Below are 20,854 nucleotides of genomic sequence, written 5' to 3'. Positions count from 1 at the left end.
TTATTGACCCCAGGAGGAAATCATGCCAAAAAAAGTATCGCGTCGATTAAAAGAACTTCAACAAAAGGTTGAAGATAGACTTTATGAACCCCTAGAGGGCCTGCAACTACTCAAGGAAACGGCAACGGCTAAGTTCTCGGAGTCGGTAGAAGCCCACATTCGTCTTGGTATTGACCCGAAATATACGGATCAGCAACTGAGAACAACGGTGACACTGCCGAAAGGAACGGGACAAGAGGTGCGGGTGGCTGTTCTGGCTAAAGGTGATAAGGTGGCTGAAGCCCAAAGCGCCGGGGCGGACTTGGTGGGGTCAGATGATCTGATCGCAGAAATTCAGAAAGGAATGCTGGATTTTGACAAGTTAATCGCTACACCGGATATGATGCCCCAGGTGGCTAAGTTGGGTCGTTTGTTGGGTCCAAAGGGTTTGATGCCTTCCCCCAAGGGTGGTACGGTGACTATGGATTTAACTCAGGCGATCGCTGAATTTAAGGCAGGAAAACTGGAGTTTCGGAGCGATCGCACCGGGATTGTCCACGTGATGTTTGGAAAGGTATCTTTCTCAGCGGAAGACCTGCTGGTTAACCTGTCGGCGTTACAAGAATGTATTGACCGTAACCGTCCCTCTGGGGCTAAGGGTCGCTATTGGCGGAGTGTTTATGTCTGTAGCACTATGGGTCCAGCGATTCAGTTAGATATCAATGCTTTGCGGGATCTGAAAATCGCGGAAGCTGCATAGGGAAAGGGAATCTGTAGGCTACAGAAACTCCGGGCGAGAAGTGGACAGGGAGAAGGTTGGTACTCAAATATACTCATCCCTGCTCCCTGCTGCTGATTTCCCCGAAAATAACTTTTTGCTTGACAACATACACGAATAGTGTAATAATGTTTAATTGTGCAATTAAGCACTGTAGCCCACTTATAATTCTAAAGATCTGATAACCGAAGACAGCAGGCGCAACTGGCTTAATATCCTGCCGAGGTTAAGGTATTAAAGATTTTAACGGTGAATTAAAGGCTAATTATGCCTTGAGTTCTAACGGATAATTTTTATTCCTTTACCCGGCTTGGTGAGTTCCGGGTTTTTTAATGCCAATTTGTCTTCTGTTTGACCCATTAGGGATTGGGCGTTCATCAAATACGGAGGTTCAACAGGAATGGGAAGAACCTTAGCCCAAAAGGAAAACATTGTTGTAGATATCCAGAAGCAGTTAAGCTCCGCTCAACTGACTTTGGTGATTGACTACACTGGGCTGTCTGTTTCCCAAATTACTGACTTGCGGAACCGCCTTCGGGAAACGGGTAGTGTCTGCAAAGTCACGAAAAACACCTTGATGCAGAAAGCGGTTGAAGGAGATGACAACTGGAAACCGATGGAGAAATTCCTCAGCGGTAGTTCAGCGTTTATCTTCATTCAAGACGATTTTGGTGCTGCGATTAAAGCGTATCAGGCTTTTCAAAAGGAAAGCAAAAAAACTGAGCTACGCGGCGGGGTGATGGAAGGTCGCGCTTTGAGTCCTGATGAGATCAAAGCTATTACAGAACTTCCCACCAAGGAAGAACTCATGGCTCGTATCGCGGGAGCGATCAACTCTATTCCTACGAAGGTGGCGGTTGGAGTCAATGCAGTTCCCACGAAGCTGGCGGTTGGTATCAAAGAGGTTCCGGCTTCTCTGGTGCGCGCTATCAAGGCTGTATCCGAAAAAGACGATTCCCAGGCGGCTTAAATCGCTTTTCAATTGTTTGTTATTTATTACTTGTTGAGGGTTAACCCATGTCTGAAAAAACTGATCAAATTTTAGAACAACTAAAATCTTTGAGCCTGTTAGAAGCATCTGAGTTGGTTAAGCAAATTGAGGAGGCTTTTGGCGTTGATGCTTCGGCTTCTGCTGGCGGCGGTATGATGATGATGGCTGCTCCTGGTATGGCTGCTCCTGGTGCGGAAGCGGCGGCGGAAGAAGAAAAAACTGAGTTTGATGTGATTCTGACTGAGTTCCCCGCTGATAAGAAAATCGCGGTTCTGAAAGTAGTTCGTAGCATTACCGGTTTGGGTCTGAAGGAAGCTAAAGACTTGGTAGAAAGTGCTCCTAAAGCTATTAAGGAAGCTACCACCAAAGAAGATGCGGAAAGCATTAAGAAACAACTAGAAGAAGCTGGCGCTAAAGTGGAAGTTAAATAATTCTCTGAATGCGAACAGGACCCTCCCCTAATTCAGGGAGGGTTTTTTGAGTTGACTGGGTTCGGTGGTGGAGTGAAAAACGCTGACTTCTTTGGGGGTCAGGTTTTGGGAGGCTCTATTGAGGCGATCAAAAATGTGGCGGGACATTTGAGGAAAGATGTCTTGATCTTGAGAGTAGGCGGGATCATTGGCGAAAATTGCCAGAATATAAATGGTCTGATCATCTAGGGTTCTTACAAAAATCACTTCTTGGCGTGAGTGGCTGGTATAACCAACTTTGGAACCAAAATAAATGTCTGTGGGTAATGATTGACCTAAAAATCCTTCGATAAAGTGGCGATCGCTTTCGTCCCAAGTCTCGGAATTTAGATCTCGGGTGAGAAGGTAAGCCATTTTGGTGCTGGCTATGGGAGAAACGGCTTGCTGGGTGTAAATTTCATACATTAGCCGCGCCGCCTGGTCTGTGGTGATCTGGTTTCCATTAACTAGGTCTCGAGTTTGCTTTAATTGCAGATCTCTACCTGTGGGTGTTTCTTGTGAGTTGTCGATGGGATAATTTTTCATGCTGAGAATAATTCCAGCATAACCCGCTTGTTCAAAGAATTTGTTAATCTGACTGCGTTGGTTTAGCCAGGTTGTTAAGTCTTTTCCGGTTAAGGCTTCCCCGGAAGTGGTTTGGGTAATAGCATCTACAATTTCACTGGCTGATTGATTATCGGAAATGCGAATCATTTGGTTGAGGTGGTCATGAAATTTAGATTCATCCCTAATTGACCCACGTTCAACTTGATCAAAAAAGCCGACTAACCAAAATAGTTTGGCAACGCTGGCGGGAAACCTTAAAATTTGGTTGTTGTATCCAGCTTTGTAGTGCTTGCCGGAATCGCTCACATCTACTAAGGTGATCGACAGTGCTTCGGTCGGGAATCCTTTGTTTTTGGCGATCGCTACTGTTTCATTGACGATCGCCTGTAGTTGTGCTTTACTATCCCAGTTGGGTGCTGACTGCACATTATACCCGGTTTTTATTGGTTCTGTTGATGAGATTTGATCTACTTTGGCGGTTGAGAGTTTCAACACTAGGGACCTGACTATCGACAGCATACCCCACCCCAAAGCGATCGTTACTATCATTAGCAATAACAGCCGATCATACCGTAACCTTGGCAGAGGCTTTACATTACCCATAATCCGATTTTTTTTATAGGAGTGTCCCCGTCGGCGAATATAAACCATTTTCTCAGCATTGACCTGCATACATACCATACCTTAACCCAAGGCGATCGCTACCATAGAAAAAGAAAATTCAAAGTTGATTTTTTCATCAATTTTTAAAAAATGGCCCTCGTAATTTAGCGCCGGGGGTTGACAAGTCCTGGGAACTCATGATACTATTAAGGTAGTAAGTTAAATAATTGGAATCTGTGCAAAAAATTAAAAATTATCAATATTTCCATTATTTAAAATGATACCACAAGCTCCCGCGAAACGCAACCCCCCTCCCCAGAGGAAATTTTTTGTAACATTTCTTAATTTTTCGTTACAAAACTTAACATTGGTGTAGATTCAAAGCGGCATTTCGGTCTGTGGGCGGGTGAGATAGGACAGAATAGAATCAACAGTTTGTTGCTTGAGCCATTGTTTCTGGACGGCAAGTTCGCCAAACCTGAGATATTTTTGCTGTTGTTCAAGCAAAATCAAGTTAATTTGTTGATCATCCAAAAGCATAGCCTGTTTGAGGTAATAACCCAAAGGTTGCCTTTGTTGACTCCCACCAATTTGAGGTAGCTGCTCGGCAAAAAAGTCCACGGTTTCTTGACGTAGCCAACCCAAATCTGTGACAATTTCACCAAAGCGGAGATTGTGCCTTTGCTCTTGAATTTGAAGCACCCGTTGCACCTGAAGTTCATCTAATAAACCGGCATCCTCAAGCATTTGTCCCAATAAAGGCATTTGCCAATGAGGGGTAGCCATGTCTCCCAAAGAGCTAAAGGGGGAATGATAAAGGTTAAGTTTTTGTTGCATGAGTAGCAGGAAAAAGGGCATATCTTCAATGAGATAGCGCTTCCAGAGGCGCAGTGGTTCAGATACGAGTCTGTGTAACCACTCCAGACCTGCTTCACTTATCCACTGAGGTGAACGGGGTTTTTCTCCGGCTTCAAAATCAATAGTCGCGCCAATAGCTAAGAAGATTTTGGCATGGTTAAGTTTATCCTTATGTTTCATAATCCACTTTTCTTGTTTGGGAGCGCCGACCCCAACAGCAAGAACAGAGGCTTTTGAGTGATTAATGCGATCGACAATGCGTTGACATTCCAGCTCGTCTTTTTCAAAACCAAAGGGTGGAGAGTAGCAGTCAACCACCATTTCACGACCGACTTTTTCGTTGATTTTAACTTTCGCCCTAGCGGCTACACCTTCAGCAGCACCGAGCAAAAATATCTTAATCTCTTCACAATCTCGGTAGTAATTATAGAAGGCGGGAAATAGGTCAGAGCCGGATATTTTTTCAGCAATAGGCTGGTTTAAAAGCCGAGAAGCATAGTAGACAATCTGACTATCACAAACGCGGTAATCCGACTTATTATAGATGTCGTAAAACTCTTTGTCTTTCTGCAATCGCATCAAGTGATCGACATTAGGAGTGAAAACAATACCGCCACGTCTCCCAAGTTCTTCTAGGAGTTGTTCGGTGGTAATATTGTCAATACATATATTGAATAACTTAACTTCGTTCATGATATATGTACCGTGTTTTTACAGTTGTACCAAAAACCAGATAATAGATGGTTTTGATGGAGTTTTTGTTAGGTTGCAGTGGGCTGACTTGTCTGTAACACTTAATGAATGAAACTTAGCACGAATACCTCGGCATATTTTGGCTAACTAAGTTTCACGTAAAACTCCTGGGAGGGTTGGAAGCTCCGTGATTGATCACGGAGAGGAAAACCGACTCAAGCGGCTTTAGCCGCCAGCACCCCTTTGCGGGGTGGAGGGGTATGGTTGCCCCTCCATGGAGCTATGGTTGGCTCCGACTCCCTTGCGGGGTAATGTTTGCTTCGCCAATGTTCAGAGTCGGTACTATCCAAATCGCACGTCCTTAACCCCTTAGAGATGTTTAACGATTCGGTTCTAGGGCCTGGAACTAGCACGCATTCCAGGGTAGGAACTTTAACTCTTGCTCTGAACGGAGCCAGTTAAGGCTATAGCTGGTCAGCTACCTGAAAGGGGGGCACGAAGCCCCCGTGCTTCAGCCGGGGGTGCTGACTGAACTACTGCCAATTTTGATTTTGCTACAAAGAAGGATATAGTAGGAAAATGGCTGGTTTAGTGAAAAGTCAATCAAACTATCATGGGAATTTCACGCTGGAGGTGAAACGATAAAAAACCACCCAGCAGCCAGTGCGGTGCTAAAACCGAATCCCTTGGCTGAGGCAGTTAACCACATCATAAGGGTGAATAGCTGGGAAAATCAAGAAAATTATGTAAAGAATTAACAAACCATTGTAAAGGATCAGTTAAGATGGAGGGTAAAATTTCGATCGCTTTTAATTTAATAACACAGAAGCCGGGGCTGTATCAGGTAGATAAGCCCCATGACTGAATGGGAGAGAGAGGGTTATGGCTTAATCCTGATAAGCGGTCACAGGCGCACAGGAACAGACAAAATTGCGATCGCCAAAGGCATTATCAATGCGACCCACAGGCGGCCAATATTTATAGTCGCGAGTCCAAGCGGCGGGATAAGCGGCTACTTCCCGGGAGTAGGGACGATTCCACTCACCCACAATCAGAGATTCTGCGGTGTGGGGGGCTTGTTTAAGGGGGTTATTTTCCCGGTCAAACTCCCCGGACTCAATGGCAGCAATTTCCTGACGAATAGCAATCATAGAGGCACAGAAACGATCCAACTCATCGAGAGACTCACTTTCTGTAGGTTCCACCATCATAGTCCCCGCCACTGGCCAAGAAATAGTAGGGGCGTGGAAACCGTAATCCATGAGTCGTTTAGCGATATCATCCACATCAATATTAGCAGACTTTTTGAGCGATCGCAGATCCAAAATACACTCATGGGCAACTGTACCATTGTTACCCTTGTAGAGAATCGGATAAACCCCCTGTAGACGACGCGCCATATAATTAGCATTGAGAATGGCGACCTCGGTAGCTTTTTTCAAGCCAGAAGCCCCCATCATAGCAATATACATCCAGGAGATGACCAGAATACTAGCACTACCCCAAGGCGCAGCCGAAACCGCACCGCCTGAGTAAGTTTCCCCCATATCCACGACACAATGACCGGGTAAAAACGGTAATAGGTGTGGCATCACCCCAATGGGACCCATTCCCGGACCCCCGCCGCCGTGGGGTATACAGAAAGTTTTGTGCAAATTCAGGTGGCAGACATCAGCGCCAAAATCTCCGGGACGACATAACCCTACCTGTGCATTCATATTAGCACCATCCATATAAACCTGACCCCCGCAGCGGTGGATGATGTCACAAATATGGCGAATACCGTCTTCAAACACGCCATGAGTGGAGGGATAAGTTACCATCAAAGCAGCGAGTTGGTCTTGATGCTGTTCAGCTTTTTGCTGCAAATCATCAATATCAATATTACCCTGGCTGTCACATTTAACAGGTACAACTTTCATGCCACACATAACGGCACTAGCGGGATTAGTACCGTGTGCAGATTCAGGAATTAGACAAATATGGCGTTGATTTTCTCCTCGGCTTTGATGATAACCACGAATTGCTAATAAACCAGCATATTCCCCTTGAGAACCTGCATTAGGCTGTAGAGAAATGCCAGCAAATCCGGTAATTTCTGCCAACCATTCCTCAAGTTGTTGAAACAATACCTGATAACCTTGAGTTTGAGATTTGGGTGCGAAGGGGTGCAACTTACCAAACTCCGGCCAAGTGACAGGAATCATCTCGGCGGTGGCGTTAAGTTTCATGGTACAGGAACCCAGAGGAATCATAGAGGTAGTCAGGGATAAATCCCGACTTTCTAAGCGTTGTAAATACCGCAATAATTCGGTTTCTGAGTGATGGCTATTAAAAACGGGGTGAGTGAGGTAAGCAGAAGTGCGAGTTAAATGGGGGGGAATGGCGGATTTGATGGCAAGTTCTTCTAAGCCAAAGTTGAGGGGTTTACCCAGGGCAAAAATTTCCAGCAGATTAATAATATCTGCGGTGGTGGTAGTTTCATCTAGGCTGATACCAATAGAGTTATCGGCTATTGGTCGTAGGTTAATCTGGCGGAGTTGGGCGAGGGAGATAATTTCTGATGAGGATATATGACCCAATTCAACTTGTAGGGTATCAAAAAAGTGATGATTGGCGATCGCATATCCCAACTTTTGCAAACCCGTAGCCAACATCATAGTTAACTCGTGGATATTCTCAGCAATCTGTTTTAAGCCCTGTGGTCCATGATACACCCCATACATACTAGCAATGACAGCTAACAGAACCTGGGCGGTACAGATATTACTGGTAGCCTTATCGCGGCGAATATGTTGTTCTCTGGTTTGGAGGGCGAGTCGGAGGGCGGGTTGACCCTGGCTATCAATGGAAACCCCGACCATACGACCAGGACAGGAGCGTTTAAAGGCTTCCCTGGTGGCAAAATAAGCCGCGTGGGGTCCCCCATAACCTAGGGGAACACCGAGGCGCTGGGTGCTTCCTACGGCGATATCAGCGCCTAATTCTCCTGGGGGTGTCAGTAGGGTAAGGCTGAGGATATCTGCAGCCATGGTAATAATGGCTTTATGGTTATGGGCGGTTTGGATAAATTCCCGATAGTCGTAAATTGCGCCATTAGTGGCGGGGTATTGCAATAAAGCCCCAAAAATTGGATCGCTAAAGTCGAAGGTGCGGAAATCTCCAATAATGATTTCAATACCTAGGGGTTTAGCCCTAGTTTGTAGGACCTCTATGGTTTGAGGGTGACAGTCTTGGGAGACAAAAAAGTGATGGGCTTTGGCTTTGCTAATTCCATAACTCATGGTCATGGCTTCGGCGGCGGCGGTCCCTTCATCAAGAAGGGAGGCGTTAGCGATTTCTAGCCCGGTTAGGTCGATAACGAGTGTTTGAAAGTTTAGTAGGGCTTCCAAGCGTCCCTGGGCGATTTCGGCTTGGTAGGGAGTATATGCGGTGTACCATCCCGGATTTTCTAGGATGTTCCGTTGGATAACGGGGGGGGTGATACAGTCGGAGTAACCCATACCGATAAAGGAACGGTAAATTTGATTTTTACTGGCAATTTCGCGGAGTTTGACTAAAGCCTGATGTTCGGTAAGGGGGGCGGGTAGGTTCAGGGGGCGGTTTAAACGAATGCCTTGGGGAATGGTATTATCAATCAGGCTTTCTATACTGTTGTATCCGATCGCTGACAGCATTTGTTGAATTTCAGCGTCATTGGGGCCGATATGTCGGTTGAGGAATTGATCGGCGGGGGTTCTATTGATGTGACCATCACGGGGATGGCTGAGATTCGATGTACTATGGTTTGGGGATTTTGTGGGACCGGGTAAATTGATATCCAGCATGAAACTCCGACTGATTCAACAAAGATCATTTAAAACAGAATCATCAAATTGTAGTCCCTAAATCCCTGAATGGGTACAATGGCGGCTTGATGGGAAGTGTACAACAGATGATCGCTGGTGTTCCCTATGATAAATTAACAATCTCTATGGAAACTAAGGTTTATCCGGTTATTTGGCACGAGGATCGAGTTTTACTCATTGACCAAACTCGCCTCAGTCATGAGTATGCGATCGTGGAAATTAAGCGCTATGAAGATATGGCTAGGGCGATCGCTACTATGATTGTCCGAGGCGCTCCGGCTATTGGTATTGCAGCCGCTTATGGTATGTATTTGGGGGCGCGGGATATTCAAAAAAGCGATCGCGATGGGTTTTTGGCGGAACTTAAAGGGGTGGCTGAGATTTTGGGGAATACTCGCCCCACGGCGGTAAATTTGTTTTGGGCTATTGAAAGAATGCTGAAAATCGCTAGGGAAACTTCGGTTTCTGTGTCGGAAATTCCCCAGGTGCTATTGGCTGCGGCTCAACAAATTCAAGCTGAGGACTTGAATACTTGTCAGGCGATCGGAGATCACGGACTGGCGGTTTTACCCAAAACTCCCGAACAGCTTAATATTTTGACTCACTGTAACACGGGATCTTTGGCTACGGCGGGTTATGGTACGGCTTTGGGGGTCATTCGATCCTGTAAGGCGGCGCAACGCTTGGGGCGGGTCTATGCTGATGAAACTCGCCCCCGTCTACAGGGAGCAAAATTAACTACTTGGGAATGTGTACAGGATCAGATCCCGGTGACTTTGATTGCGGATAATATGGCGGCTCACTGTATGAAGTTGGGGTTAATTCATGCGGCGATCGTTGGTGCCGATCGCATTGCGGCTAATGGAGATACCGCTAATAAAATTGGCACTTATAATGTGGCTTTGGTGGCTCGCGCCCACAATATCCCCTTTTTTGTAGCTGCTCCCCTGTCTACGGTAGACTTTCGATTACAGAGCGGGGAAGGTATCCCTATTGAGGAAAGAGACCCGAAAGAAGTTTATCAAATTGGCTCGACTGCTATTTGTCCCCCAGGTGTGGAGTTTTATAATCCGGCTTTTGATGTGACTCCGGCTGAGTTAATTACGGCAATTATTACTGAACATGGGGCTGTAGCACCTGGGGATCTCAAAAATCTTATGGTTCATCAATGCTGAATGTCTAACCAGAACAGGATTTCAGCAGCCAACCAATTACTACCCCTAGTCCCCCAAAACGGACTGCTTGCCAAAAGGGTTCTTTGAGGCTACCCCAGGTAAACAGGCTGCTTTCTAAGTTGAGTTCTACGGCTTCTAGTTCCTGGGTAAGCTGTTTTAATTCTTGCTTGAGTTGTTGGGATTTGACCTGCTGGAGTTGGGGGATCACTTGGTCAATACGGTTTTTCAGCTCGGCTTGACGTTGGCGATCGCGCTGAATTTGAGCTATCCTCTCTTGTATGGTGGCGATCGCTGTCGAGGCAGATTCGAGGGCTTCTTCGATTTCCTCTTGGTCCCGATTCAGTTGAGAATCATTGGGGTTAGGTTGGGATGAGGTATTTCTTGGCATAATGATTAGAAAATTCTCCCAACTTCAAATATAGAATCACCATGACTCATTCTAGTTCAACCAAAATTGATAATGCCGAGACTTTGCAACTAGCCCAGAAACTAGCTGAACATCTGGCTATTTCTGAACGGGACTGGCATCGTCTCAAATCTAATCGTAATGCTCGGGCTCGGGAACAGGTGGCCGCGGCTTTGATTTTTTTGCTCAAGGATGAACCATCTGAGGCTATCCCCAGATTACAACAGGCGGTCGGTTGGTTAGATAGGTCCATCTCTGCACCTCCATGTCCTACTCATGGCTCTAAATGATCCCCGAAATGGGTTGTTGAATCAAATATTCCACAGATAGGGCTACCAGCCTCGACTAGACTGTCAGCACCCCCGGCTGAAGCACGGGGGCTTCGTGCCCCCGCTTTCAGGTAGCTGACCAGCTTAAGCCTTAACTGGCTACGTGAGCGAGCAAGAGTTAAAGTTCCTACCCTGGAATGCGTGCTAGTTCCAGGCACTAGAACCAAATCGTTAAACAGTTCTAAGGGGTTAAGACAGTGCGATTTGGAAAGTACCGACTCTGAACATTAGCGTTCGCGCAGCGTGCGCGTTAGCGCAAGCGCAAACGTTACGAGCAATCAGAACAGACGCAACAATGTCTAACCATATTTTCGTTTTAGATACCAACCGCAAGCCCCTGACACCGTGCAAGCCAGGGGTGGCACGATCACTGCTCAAAGCCGGGAAAGCATCGGTATTTCGACGCTACCCATTCACCATTATTCTAAACAAGGAGGTTGACGCTAATCCTGAACCCCTCGAACTCAAATTAGACCCAGGCTCTAAAGTCACTGGAATTGCCTTAAAGCAAGGGAATCATATTATCTTTGCTGCCGAGTTGCAGCACCGAGGACAGCAGATTAAAGAAGCATTGCTCTCTCGTCGTCAACTCCGACGTTCTCGACGAAACCGCAAGACCCGATATCGACCAGCTCGGTTCTTGAATCGGACTCGTCCCGAAGGTTGGTTAGCTCCCAGCTTGCAGCATCGAGTAGATACTCTAATGACCTGGGTTCACCGATTTCGTAGACTTGCCCCAGTTGGCCGCATTGCTCAAGAGCTAGTACGGTTCGACCTGCAATTGATGGAAAACCCTGAGATATCAGGTGTTGAGTATCAGCAGGGAGAATTACAAGGCTATGAAGTCAGGGAATACCTGTTGTTCAAGTGGGACAGAACCTGTGCTTACTGTGGGGCTCAAAATGTACCACTTGAAGTTGAGCAGATCCAGCCTCGGTCTAAGGGTGGCTCTGACCGGGTTTCTAACCTGACGATGGCTTGCCACTCATGCAATCAAGCCAAAGGCAATGGGGACATTCGGGATTTTTTATCGGGCCAGCCTGATGTCCTGAGTCGTCTTCTCAGGCAGGCCAAATCACCCCTTAAAGATGCGGCTGCCGTTAACTCGACCCGATGGGCCTTGTTCAAGGCTCTGAAAGCAACAGGACTCCCAGTTACCACAGGAACGGGCGGACAAACGAAGTTCAATCGACTGAGGCTCAACCTACCTAAAGCTCACTGGCTTGATGCTGCCTGTGTTGGACCAGTCGAATCACTCGAAGTTCTGACTTCAAAACCGTTGCTGATTTTAGCAAAGGGGCATGGAACCCGTCAGATGTGCGGGACGAATAAGTACGGATTCCCGAATCGTCACCGCTCCAGGAGGCAAATTCATAAAGGCTTTCAGACTGGCGACATGGTGACGGCACTGGTCACAGCGGGGAAGAAAATTGGCTCATATCTAGGACGGGTTCTCTGCCGTGCGTCTGGTAGTTTTGATATTACCACCGCTTCGGTACGGGTGGCAGGCATCAGCCACAAATACTGCCAACCCATTCACAGGAAGGATGGTTACGCCTATGCTTGAAAGATTGACGGGGACTAAAGTCCCCCTGTCGCGTTTCCTCCCCGGTCTAAAGACACGGGGCTTCCACGCTCCCAAGAGGTTTACGTGATATAGCGGGGATTTGTTTACTTAGGATTAGTTCGGTTCCATCTTGGTTCCACTCCACGCGATCGAATATTTGCTCAAGAATATACAATCCTCGTCCGCATTCATGTTCATCATGGGGTAGTTCTGGGTCATCCCAGCAGTTATCATTAGTTTCCACTGCTGACAAGCTACAGCCACAGGATGGGGGTTTAAATCCCCGTCCTTGGTCTGAGATCAACCACCAGAACTGATTATTGATGATCGCAAAACGAACGACAACCGTTTTACTGGGATCTAGCTTATTGCCGTGTTTGGCAGCATTAACTAGGGCTTCTTGTAGTCCTAGTCTGATTTCATCTTGGCACTCCGAGGGGATTTCGGCGAGAAGTAAATCCAAAATCGATCCCAGATAGAGTGTAGAAGCAAAGCTAATTGTGACCCAGTTACGTTTAACCGGACGTGATGATATGGCAATCACTTAGAAAACTCCCAGGCTTTCAGGTGAACTATTTTCATCAACTGCATAGTTGTGAATACTCCACTTATGTTGAATCAAGTTGTTGTTTAAGTTTAAGTACCCGTCCCTAAATTAATATTAGCAAAAAAATCCGGAAAATGCAAATTTCCTCAAAAATAATCTGCAATTGTCTTTAAATCTAATGATAGTAACAAGGACTCATTGCCTGGTTTGGCCAATGTGGTACTTTTGACCCCACCCCCGAATATGTTTTGCATTAGGGTATTATCTATTCCTTAGTTATCATTATTAATTATCTTCGGAGATCACCCTTTTCATAAATCAGTGATTGGGGAGCAACATTCCCACTGGTGGCAGCCCCTGAGAATTGATATCCTACATAGAACTGATCCGCCATAATCTACTGTATCATCAGATACTAAATTGCCGATTTTAGCGATCGCCTCACTGCATAAATCTAGTATTTTGTCAACCCCATGCACGGAATAACTAGGATTTTCAAGACGGGCCAAGATTATACCATAGTTAATGACAAGTTAATCATAATTTTGTCCCCCCCCCGTTAATTTATTGACACCAATTAGTAGGGGAACAATTCAATAGCCAACTGTCAATTAAAGAGGCTAAGTTGTATATAGGAATCGTGAGACCCAACGTGATTATAACCATCTTCAATATATTTAAGAAGAGAACCTGCCACATATTCAGCTAATTTGACGGGAACCGCATTGCCAATCATCTGTTCCAAGTCAGATTTACTCCCCTCAAATTTGAAAGACTTAGGAAAGGTTTGGATATAACTTCTTTCCATAGTAGTTAGTGGTCGTAGAGAGGGATTGAGGTCACAGGCATCGCCGTGATGTTTTTGATAAGTTTTAGGGATAGGTCGATTTACACCTCGCACTGTGGGACTAGGTTCATAGATACTAAAAATTCCTCGCCTTTGATAACTTCTTGGGTGACGATAAAAATACTCAATTCCCAAACTCAAACCTAGATAATCAAAAACTGTCATCGGCTTAGAGGCATAATTTTTGAACAAATAAGGTTCTAAAAAATTGTCTTTTCCTTCTAGTTCACCGATGAGAAAATATCGTTTTCTGGCTTGTGGAACCCCACAATAACTAGCATCCAAAACTGAGCCAGTCAAACCATAGCCACTGTTTTTTAAGATTTGCCAAGTCACTTTAAGAGTTTGACTCTTGGTGATTCTGGAAACATTTTCCATCATAAAAAAGCGAGGCTTAATAGAAGCAATAATGCGAGCAAAATTGATAGTTAAGTTAGCACGTCCTAAACTTTCATCCCTTTTACCCGCGCTGGAAAAATCTTGGCATGGGGGACCACCAATAATGACTTCTGGTTTACACTCTCGCAGAGTATGTATCACGCTTTCTTCAGATAAATCAACTTGAAAAATGGGATGTCTGAAGTTACGTTGATAAACTTTAATGGCTGGCTGCCATATCTCGAATGCAGCTTTAATATCAAATCCAGCATTTTCAAATCCCAAAGATAATCCACCACATCCAGCAAACAAATCTATAGTTCTCATAGTTCACAAATTTATAGTCAAAATAAATCTGGTGAGTTGTATATTATAGCATCAAACCTTCTTTCGGGACTCAGTAAATTTTGACCATCTCCTAAAATAATATTTTTGATTTCCTGCTTAGGGATTCTTGGTTGTCGCCAAGACTCTGAGTTCATATATTCGTGAGTTATTTTTCCATTGACTGCAAATGCTTTATCATTTTTGGTGTTGTATGAGCAGGAATCAATAATGCTTACATGGTCAAATAATCCGCGATCGCCAAAATCACTTAACATTTTAAATAGCCAAATTACTGTTCGTGTATATCTGGAAATTTTGATGATTTGACCAAAGTTTTCTATTTCTTGTTTAGCCAAATTGATAAATAATCGACTAAAGGAAATATCACTCCAAATAAATACATCTAAACAGTTAGTAGACAATTGGGGAGACTTTCCCTGAGTTTTCCAAATTGGCTGCATTAAAAATGGTTTTTGAACTGAAACAATGTGGCTCATTAAGTTATCGATCGCTTCTATCATAGTTGAGACATAAGGAATTACTGATAGGGGTTCTGTCCAATCTAAATCCTGTGGAAATGTTAATTGTAGTAATTCCGCCATATTAGTTCCTTGTTGCCGAAGATTAGAGGCTATGCTACAGGCTAAATCAACAATAGTATCGGGTCGTACTACAATTTCACATCCGTACTGATTTTCAGGTAGTTCGCAAGTTGTATTATCTGGTAATGCGGTCAGTTTAATTTCCATAGCACGCAAACAAAGTCCGTTAGTTTGCGTAACTAAATCAACTCTGGGAAGGGTACCAATTAAATATTGTTGATAGGGTGTAAATTGTGATTCAAAAGCATAAAATGCTAGATCCGATTGAGGATTAATACCAAAAACATCTTCGGTGGCAATAGTTGTATGCTCAATCTCTAAGTTAGAATTTACTTTAATATAGATATTTTCAAGATTGATCTCATGCAAATAGCAACATAAAGCTGTCGGAAAAGATGAATTAAAACAATTTTTACCCCAGGATTTTTTTTGTAAGAAATCGCGATTATAATATCTTATCCCAAATAAGCTAGGCTGCTTTTTAACCATTTTTATTATGATTGAATCGTTTATCCAAAATATAACCAAAATCGACCAGCTACCGAAACCATGATTAATCAATCATCAGTCCTAGTTATTGACACCAATTAGTAGGGGAACAATTCAATAGCCAACTGTCAATTAAAGAGGCAGATTGAATCGAGCGAGCAAACTGATATTCAGCATAGCGGCGTAGTATTTTTTCCACGGTTATCCAAGCTGATGGTTGATAGGTATTCCAGAGATTAGTTAATTCAGATTGGGCTAAATGTTGAAGAATTGCCAAGGGTTCTGCTGCTAGACGCGCATCAATTTTGATGGATATTTCCTCAGTTAGATAACGCCCACCTGCTTCGGAAACTGAGGATGATTGATGGTCATTATGTTGGCTGGTAATGCGGGATAATTCGACTAAATTAATGATACCCCCAGCCGCTAAACTGAACCCTACCAACCAATTAGGGTCGCTAAAATTAGGGTTTAAAGGATGTTGAGTTAGACAACATAACTGGACCTGGGGAGCAATTCCCGCCCAAGCTAAGAGGTGAAAAATTCCATGAGTTAAACGGGCGACTATACCGATCGCATTTTCCTCTGTAGAGGTATTAGGAAGTCCTTCTAGGCGGTCTAAATGTTCTGACAATAGCAAAAAGAGTTCCGGTTGAGGTTGTTCACTCAAGGCTTGACTAAGAACCAATTCAGCCAAATATTGACCAGCGGCTAATTTACCCAAATTTTTAGCGAGTCCACTATGGGAGTTGATAATTTCCGCCTGAGTAATTTTATCAAGCGATCGCCCTTTGGCAATTAACCACTGATTAACCACAAATAAACCCGTAGTCCCCCCCAGACGCGATCGCGATTTTCTCGCCCCCGGTGCTACCACTCGCATCAGACCAAATTCTGGTGTTAAAATAGTTAATAGGCGATCGGACTCTCCCAGAGGTATCGCCTTTAAAATAATCCCAGTAGCTTTATAAGTACGACTCATTAATCCTGATTTTCTTGGTTGAGTTGATGGCGCGGGTTGCGGATAATATGTACCCCTCCAGAAGTACCTAAACGGGTCGCCCCCGCCTCCCAAAGTGCGATCGCCTGATCATAAGTGCGAATACCTCCAGAAGCCTTAATTCCCACCTGAGACCGCGCTACTTGCTTGAGTAACCTAACATCCTCGACCGTCGCACCTCCATAATATCCCGTGCTAGTTTTGAGATAAGTAACCCCCGCATCAATAGCCAATTCCGCGGCCAGACGTTTTTCTGCGTCTGTCAAAACGGCTGTTTCCAAAATGGCTTTAACCACCACTCCGGTTTCCTCGCAAATTTCGGCTAATTCCCGGTTAAACTCATTAGTTTTTCCCGACTTTAACCAACTTAAATTAATCACCACATCCAACTCAGTCGCCCCATTTTCGACCGCTTCTAAGGCTTCATACAGTTTCACGGCGGAAGTATTCGCACCACAGGGAAACCCAATTACCGTACAAACTTTAGGGCTTTTATTGTGCAGAAGTTCCCGCGCCAGTTTGACAAAACCAGGGAAGATACAAACGGAAGCGAAATTATATCGATCCGCTTCTTCACAACACTTTTGGATTTGTTCATCAGAAGCCGTCTGATTTAATAAGGTATGGTCAATTAGGGGCGCAATATCAAGATCATCGTAAGATTCTCTCATCATATTAGGATGCTCTAATTCAGTATCATAGATTTAAATTAATTGAACGTCATAACAGGGAGCAAATTTGCTCCCCATAACTAATCACTTCAAGCTGTAACTTTCGAGAGTTCGGCGGGCGGCAATTCCGCCGACTCCACTTTTTTAAAATTCTCTAGTTGTTGAGTAATTTCAGCAGTTACAATGTCGCGATATTCGAGGAAATGTTCATTGTGGGCGCAGACCGTTAAATAATGTTCCCAAACCGCCGGGTTATGGCGAATAATACCCAATAAATGATGCCAGAATTTCCACCGAGTCGATCGCTTAATTCCTTGTCGCCAAATAATAATTGCCAAAGCCCGTAAATCCACCAATTCAGGAGTTTTAAAAGGGGTTTTACTGCGAGGTGCGCCTAATTTCAGGAAACAGTTATAGGTTCTGTCTAAATAGCGATCGGGTTCATAGAGAGTCCGAAAAGCCTGGATATATTCGGCGGCAATTTCTTCAACCGGACGAGTCGGAATAAAGTTCATTAACATAGTTTGGTTAGTAGCGTGTTGGCTAATATTTTCCCGATCCGCTAGTAAGCGTCCTTCTTTCTCCAACCGATGCCATAATCCGGTATTGGGGAGGGCTTGCAACATCCCCAACATGGCAGTAGGAATACCAGCCTGATCTACAAACTCAATCACCCGGGAAGCCGCCCCAGATTTTTCGCCATCAAAACCGATAATAAATCCCGCCATTGGTCGCAAGCCAGCCCGGATAATTTTATCGACAGATTCGCTTAAAGAACTACGGGTATTTTGGAATTTTTTAGTTAAAGCCAAACTAGCTTCGTCCGGGGTTTCAATACCCAAAAATACCGCATCAAAATTACAGTCAACCATCATATCCATGAGTTCTTCATCGGCGGCTAAATCCACTGATGCCTCTGTATTAAATCGGAAAGGATATTGATGTTCAATTTGCCAAGTCTTGAGGGCTTTTAGCAATAACTTAACATTGCGCTTATTGCCGATAAAATTATCATCGACCATAAACACTCCCCGCCGCCATCCTAATTCATACAGATAATCTAATTCTTTGAGGAGTTGTTCAGGATTTTTGGTGCGGGGTTTGCGCCCGTAGAGTACAATGATATCGCAAAATTCGCATTGGAAGGGGCAGCCACGGGAAAACTGTACGGACATAGAGTCATAAGCATCCAATTCCAGCAGATCATAACGGGGAACTGGAGTAGTGCTAACATCAGCTTTTTCTGGCGATCGGAAAGTGCCGCTGGTTTCTCCCCGGTTAATGGCTTCGACAAATTGGGGTAAGGTGATTTCGCCTTCGTCCAGGATTAAATAATCTGCTTCGGCTGCAACTTCACCAGGGACTGAGGTGGCATAAGGTCCACCAACAGCGACGGGTTTACCTCGGCGTTTGGCTTCCTGAATTTGTGCCAGCAGATCGACTTTTTGGACGATCATGGCGGTGAGAATGACTAGATCCGCCCATTCCCATTCGGCTTCGGTGACGGGTCGGATATTGCGATCGACTAACTTAAATTCCCATTCTTGGGGTAAAATCGCCGCTACGGTGATCAGCCCTAGGGGAGGTAACAGGACTTTGCGATCGACCAGTTCCAGAATTTTGTCATAGGACCAGAAGGTTCTAGGAAACACTGGATAAATTAGTAAAACTCGCATTTAATCAATACCTCATTGTTTAATATGGCGATCGCTTTTGGGCGCGGAACTATAGAATCGTGCAGCATGGAACCTGGGGGAATAGGTTTCCATTAATTAGGTTTCCGCAGGATAGATTCCGCGATATCATAACAAAGGCACACAAAATTTAACATTTTTGCTAAAGTTAAGTTACAGGATATCGCAAATATGCCAGTTCAAGTTGGAGACCTCGCCCCCGATTTTACTTTAACCTCCCAGACCGGGGAATCGGTTAGCCTCAAAGACTTTCGGGGTAACAAAGCAGTAGTGCTTTATTTTTACCCTAAAGATGATACCCCAGGATGCACGGCCGAAGCCTGTGCCTTTCGGGACAGTTACACGATTTTTCAGGAAACTGGGGCGGAAGTTATCGGAGTCAGTGCGGACTCCCCCGATGAACATCAGAAATTTGTCGGTAAGTATAATTTGCCTTTTACTCTGTTAAGTGATAAGGGAAATCAGGTGCGGAAATTATACGGAGTTCCAGCCACCTTATGGATACTTCCCGGTCGGGTGACTTATGTAATCGATAATCAAGGGGTAGTCCGTCACATTTTTGATTCCATGTTGGATTTTAAAGGTCATGTGGATGAAGCCTTAAAAACTTTGCGTTCTATGTCTGCTGTCTAGGTGGACTTGGGGCAAAATTCGAGCGGGCTATAATGCCCGCCCTGGTATGATTAGTATTTATTAAAATCTTTATCCTCCGCTTTCTCAGAATTACATTGAACCATTCTATATAGATAGTCATGAAATGAAAATTAATAGCTCTGCTTTTATTCCCATGCAATTTACCGCCAAACATCTTGATTTTTCGATACATGAAAGCCCGTTAAAAACGTTACTATTAAATGGGGAAAAAGTGGGAGTTATCCTAATTGAGATGACGATCGCTATCATGGCAGGATGGCTTTTGGCTTCCTTAAATATGCCAGTAGGATGGCTGATAGGTCCGATGATTGTCGGGATTTTATTGGCTCTAATTTGGCAGAAGTCTACACCTTTACCCAAGTCTTTTAACCTGGTCGGACAGGCGATCGTTGCTTTAACTACTGCTACTCGATTTTCCCCCGAAACTTTGATACTCGGTAAAACCTACGCTTTACCCCTATTAGGTTGTATTGTAGTAACAGGTGCCATGAGTGTCTGTAATGGCTATCTATTATGGCGGTGGGCGAAAATCGATCGCACTACCGGATTTTTAGGTTGCATTCCCGGTGCTGGTCCTAGTTTAGTAGCTATCAGTGAACAAATGGGTGCTGATGCGATCGCCGTCGCCGTCCTCCAATATATCCGCATTCTCCTAGTCGCTTTAATTATCCCCACCCTAGCTAGTTTCTGGTTTGCTTCCCCTGGACTTCCAGAAATGCCATTAGTCTTATCTTCCCCTACTTCCCTGTCTAGTCCCCCCCACGCCCCAGCTTTCCTTAACTGGCTAATTATCAGCGTCTGCGGCGGTTTGGGAGTGTGGCTAGGACCTTTGCTGCGGCTTCCTTCTTCCCTATTTCTCGGCCCTTTTTTGGCGGGATTAATTGGCTTTTGGAGTTTACCTTATACCTTTGAAATGCCACCCCTCGGCTTTACTGTCGGCTTGCTATTCGTCGGACTCGGTACCGGTCTTAAATTTGATGGGAACACCGCCAAAAAGTTAATCAAAGCCGTATTAATTGAGGTAATCTTAGTCATAGTTTTAATTTTAAGCTGTTTAGGGGTTGGATATATATTCCATCTAATTACTAAAGTTGACACCATGACCGCTATTTTAGGCTCAACCCCCGGCGGAATTACCGCTATGATAGCCACAGTCCTACAACTAGGGGGAGATTCCGGTTTGGTCATGGCTATGCAGATGACCAGAATGCTATTAATTCTGCTAATTGTACCCTGGATTTTACAGCAGATGATGATTGACAAAAAAGAATAACCAACTCTCCACCAGATCTCATGTAGGGGCGGGTTCGCCTATATCCTTCCCTCCTAGGGATAAGATAAATCAACCCGCCCTCTGAGGGTTCGCCTATATCCTTCCCTCCTAGGGATAAGATAAATCAAC

At 44.7% G+C, this 20,854-nt stretch carries 19 protein-coding genes and 1 other annotated feature; of the genes, 8 read left to right on the top strand and 11 right to left on the bottom strand.

Annotated features, from left to right (window positions below):
• Positions 1–22: 22 nt before the first annotated feature.
• From rplA to rplL, 3 genes are all read left to right on the top strand, one after another.
• Entirely contained in the window at positions 23–739 is a 717-nt protein-coding gene (gene rplA / locus HFV01_RS28560; RefSeq protein ID WP_111892340.1) for a 50S ribosomal protein L1, read from the top strand.
• Positions 740–924: 185 nt separating this feature from the next.
• Positions 925–1,097 (top strand) — a sequence feature (ribosomal protein L10 leader region).
• Between the two features lie 60 nt (positions 1,098–1,157).
• On the top strand, positions 1,158–1,727 hold the full coding sequence (rplJ, locus tag HFV01_RS28555) for a 50S ribosomal protein L10 (RefSeq protein ID WP_006622640.1): 570 nt from the start codon (positions 1,158–1,160) through the stop codon (positions 1,725–1,727).
• A 47-nt stretch (positions 1,728–1,774) separates the two neighbouring features.
• Positions 1,775–2,179, top strand: a complete 405-nt coding sequence (rplL, locus tag HFV01_RS28550) for a 50S ribosomal protein L7/L12 (RefSeq protein WP_006622639.1) — start codon at positions 1,775–1,777, stop codon at positions 2,177–2,179.
• A 27-nt stretch (positions 2,180–2,206) separates the two neighbouring features.
• On the opposite strand, the gene HFV01_RS28545 is transcribed toward rplL, so the two are convergent.
• From HFV01_RS28545 to gcvP, 3 genes are all read right to left on the bottom strand, one after another.
• Positions 2,207–3,190, bottom strand: a complete 984-nt coding sequence (locus HFV01_RS28545; RefSeq protein ID WP_318286041.1) for a serine hydrolase — start codon at positions 3,188–3,190, stop codon at positions 2,207–2,209.
• Between the two features lie 555 nt (positions 3,191–3,745).
• Positions 3,746–4,918, bottom strand: a complete 1,173-nt coding sequence (locus HFV01_RS28540; RefSeq protein WP_006622637.1) for a WecB/TagA/CpsF family glycosyltransferase — start codon at positions 4,916–4,918, stop codon at positions 3,746–3,748.
• An 887-nt stretch (positions 4,919–5,805) separates the two neighbouring features.
• The gene (gene gcvP / locus HFV01_RS28535) at positions 5,806–8,745 is read right to left on the bottom strand and encodes an aminomethyl-transferring glycine dehydrogenase (protein WP_193520653.1); all 2,940 of its coding nucleotides are present in this window, start codon (positions 8,743–8,745) and stop codon (positions 5,806–5,808) included.
• An 89-nt stretch (positions 8,746–8,834) separates the two neighbouring features.
• Between gcvP and mtnA the strand changes: the two genes are divergently transcribed.
• Positions 8,835–9,941, top strand: a complete 1,107-nt coding sequence (gene mtnA, locus HFV01_RS28530) for an S-methyl-5-thioribose-1-phosphate isomerase (protein ID WP_193520652.1) — start codon at positions 8,835–8,837, stop codon at positions 9,939–9,941.
• A gap of 4 nt (positions 9,942–9,945) precedes the next feature.
• On the opposite strand, the gene HFV01_RS28525 is transcribed toward mtnA, so the two are convergent.
• A complete protein-coding gene (locus HFV01_RS28525) occupies positions 9,946–10,329 on the bottom strand; it encodes a sll0565 family protein (RefSeq protein WP_006622634.1) in 384 nt (127 codons plus the stop codon).
• Between the two features lie 41 nt (positions 10,330–10,370).
• Here HFV01_RS28525 and HFV01_RS28520 point away from each other — a divergent pair, with 41 nt between their 5' ends.
• Together HFV01_RS28520 and iscB are read left to right on the top strand one after the other, a co-directional pair.
• Positions 10,371–10,637 (top strand): DUF6439 family protein, encoded by a 267-nt coding sequence (locus tag HFV01_RS28520; protein ID WP_006670603.1) that lies wholly within the window; start codon positions 10,371–10,373, stop codon positions 10,635–10,637.
• 334 nt (positions 10,638–10,971) lie between these two features.
• On the top strand, positions 10,972–12,243 hold the full coding sequence (gene iscB / locus HFV01_RS28515; protein WP_193520651.1) for an RNA-guided endonuclease IscB: 1,272 nt from the start codon (positions 10,972–10,974) through the stop codon (positions 12,241–12,243).
• A gap of 46 nt (positions 12,244–12,289) precedes the next feature.
• Here the strand turns inward: iscB and HFV01_RS28510 are convergent, their stop codons facing one another.
• From HFV01_RS28510 to HFV01_RS28480, 7 genes are all read right to left on the bottom strand, one after another.
• The gene (locus HFV01_RS28510) at positions 12,290–12,787 is read right to left on the bottom strand and encodes an ATP-binding protein (RefSeq protein WP_006622631.1); all 498 of its coding nucleotides are present in this window, start codon (positions 12,785–12,787) and stop codon (positions 12,290–12,292) included.
• A gap of 314 nt (positions 12,788–13,101) precedes the next feature.
• Entirely contained in the window at positions 13,102–13,299 is a 198-nt protein-coding gene (locus HFV01_RS28505) for a hypothetical protein (protein ID WP_155839116.1), read from the bottom strand.
• Between the two features lie 98 nt (positions 13,300–13,397).
• Positions 13,398–14,342: a DNA cytosine methyltransferase gene (locus HFV01_RS28500; protein ID WP_187758618.1), complete on the bottom strand. Its 945-nt coding sequence runs from the start codon at positions 14,340–14,342 to the stop codon at positions 13,398–13,400.
• A gap of 17 nt (positions 14,343–14,359) precedes the next feature.
• The gene (locus HFV01_RS28495; RefSeq protein ID WP_006622629.1) at positions 14,360–15,433 is read right to left on the bottom strand and encodes a HindVP family restriction endonuclease; all 1,074 of its coding nucleotides are present in this window, start codon (positions 15,431–15,433) and stop codon (positions 14,360–14,362) included.
• Between the two features lie 85 nt (positions 15,434–15,518).
• On the bottom strand, positions 15,519–16,415 hold the full coding sequence (gene recO, locus HFV01_RS28490) for a DNA repair protein RecO (protein WP_006622628.1): 897 nt from the start codon (positions 16,413–16,415) through the stop codon (positions 15,519–15,521).
• The gene (deoC, locus tag HFV01_RS28485) at positions 16,415–17,107 is read right to left on the bottom strand and encodes a deoxyribose-phosphate aldolase (RefSeq protein ID WP_006622627.1); all 693 of its coding nucleotides are present in this window, start codon (positions 17,105–17,107) and stop codon (positions 16,415–16,417) included. Before deoC ends, recO begins: the two co-directional genes overlap by 1 nt.
• Positions 17,108–17,193: 86 nt before the next feature.
• Entirely contained in the window at positions 17,194–18,780 is a 1,587-nt protein-coding gene (locus tag HFV01_RS28480; protein ID WP_006622626.1) for a B12-binding domain-containing radical SAM protein, read from the bottom strand.
• A gap of 189 nt (positions 18,781–18,969) precedes the next feature.
• Between HFV01_RS28480 and HFV01_RS28475 the strand changes: the two genes are divergently transcribed.
• Both HFV01_RS28475 and HFV01_RS28470 read left to right on the top strand, forming a co-directional pair.
• Entirely contained in the window at positions 18,970–19,431 is a 462-nt protein-coding gene (locus HFV01_RS28475; protein WP_006622625.1) for a peroxiredoxin, read from the top strand.
• Between the two features lie 124 nt (positions 19,432–19,555).
• Positions 19,556–20,725 carry an AbrB family transcriptional regulator gene (locus tag HFV01_RS28470; protein ID WP_006622624.1) on the top strand — a complete coding sequence of 390 codons (1,170 nt, stop codon included), beginning with the start codon at positions 19,556–19,558 and terminating at the stop codon, positions 20,723–20,725.
• Positions 20,726–20,854 lie beyond the last annotated feature (129 nt).

This window comes from Limnospira fusiformis SAG 85.79, assembly GCF_012516315.1.
In the GTDB taxonomy this organism is placed as follows: domain Bacteria; phylum Cyanobacteriota; class Cyanobacteriia; order Cyanobacteriales; family Microcoleaceae; genus Limnospira; species Limnospira fusiformis.
This window is presented reverse-complemented; position numbering and strand designations above follow the sequence as displayed.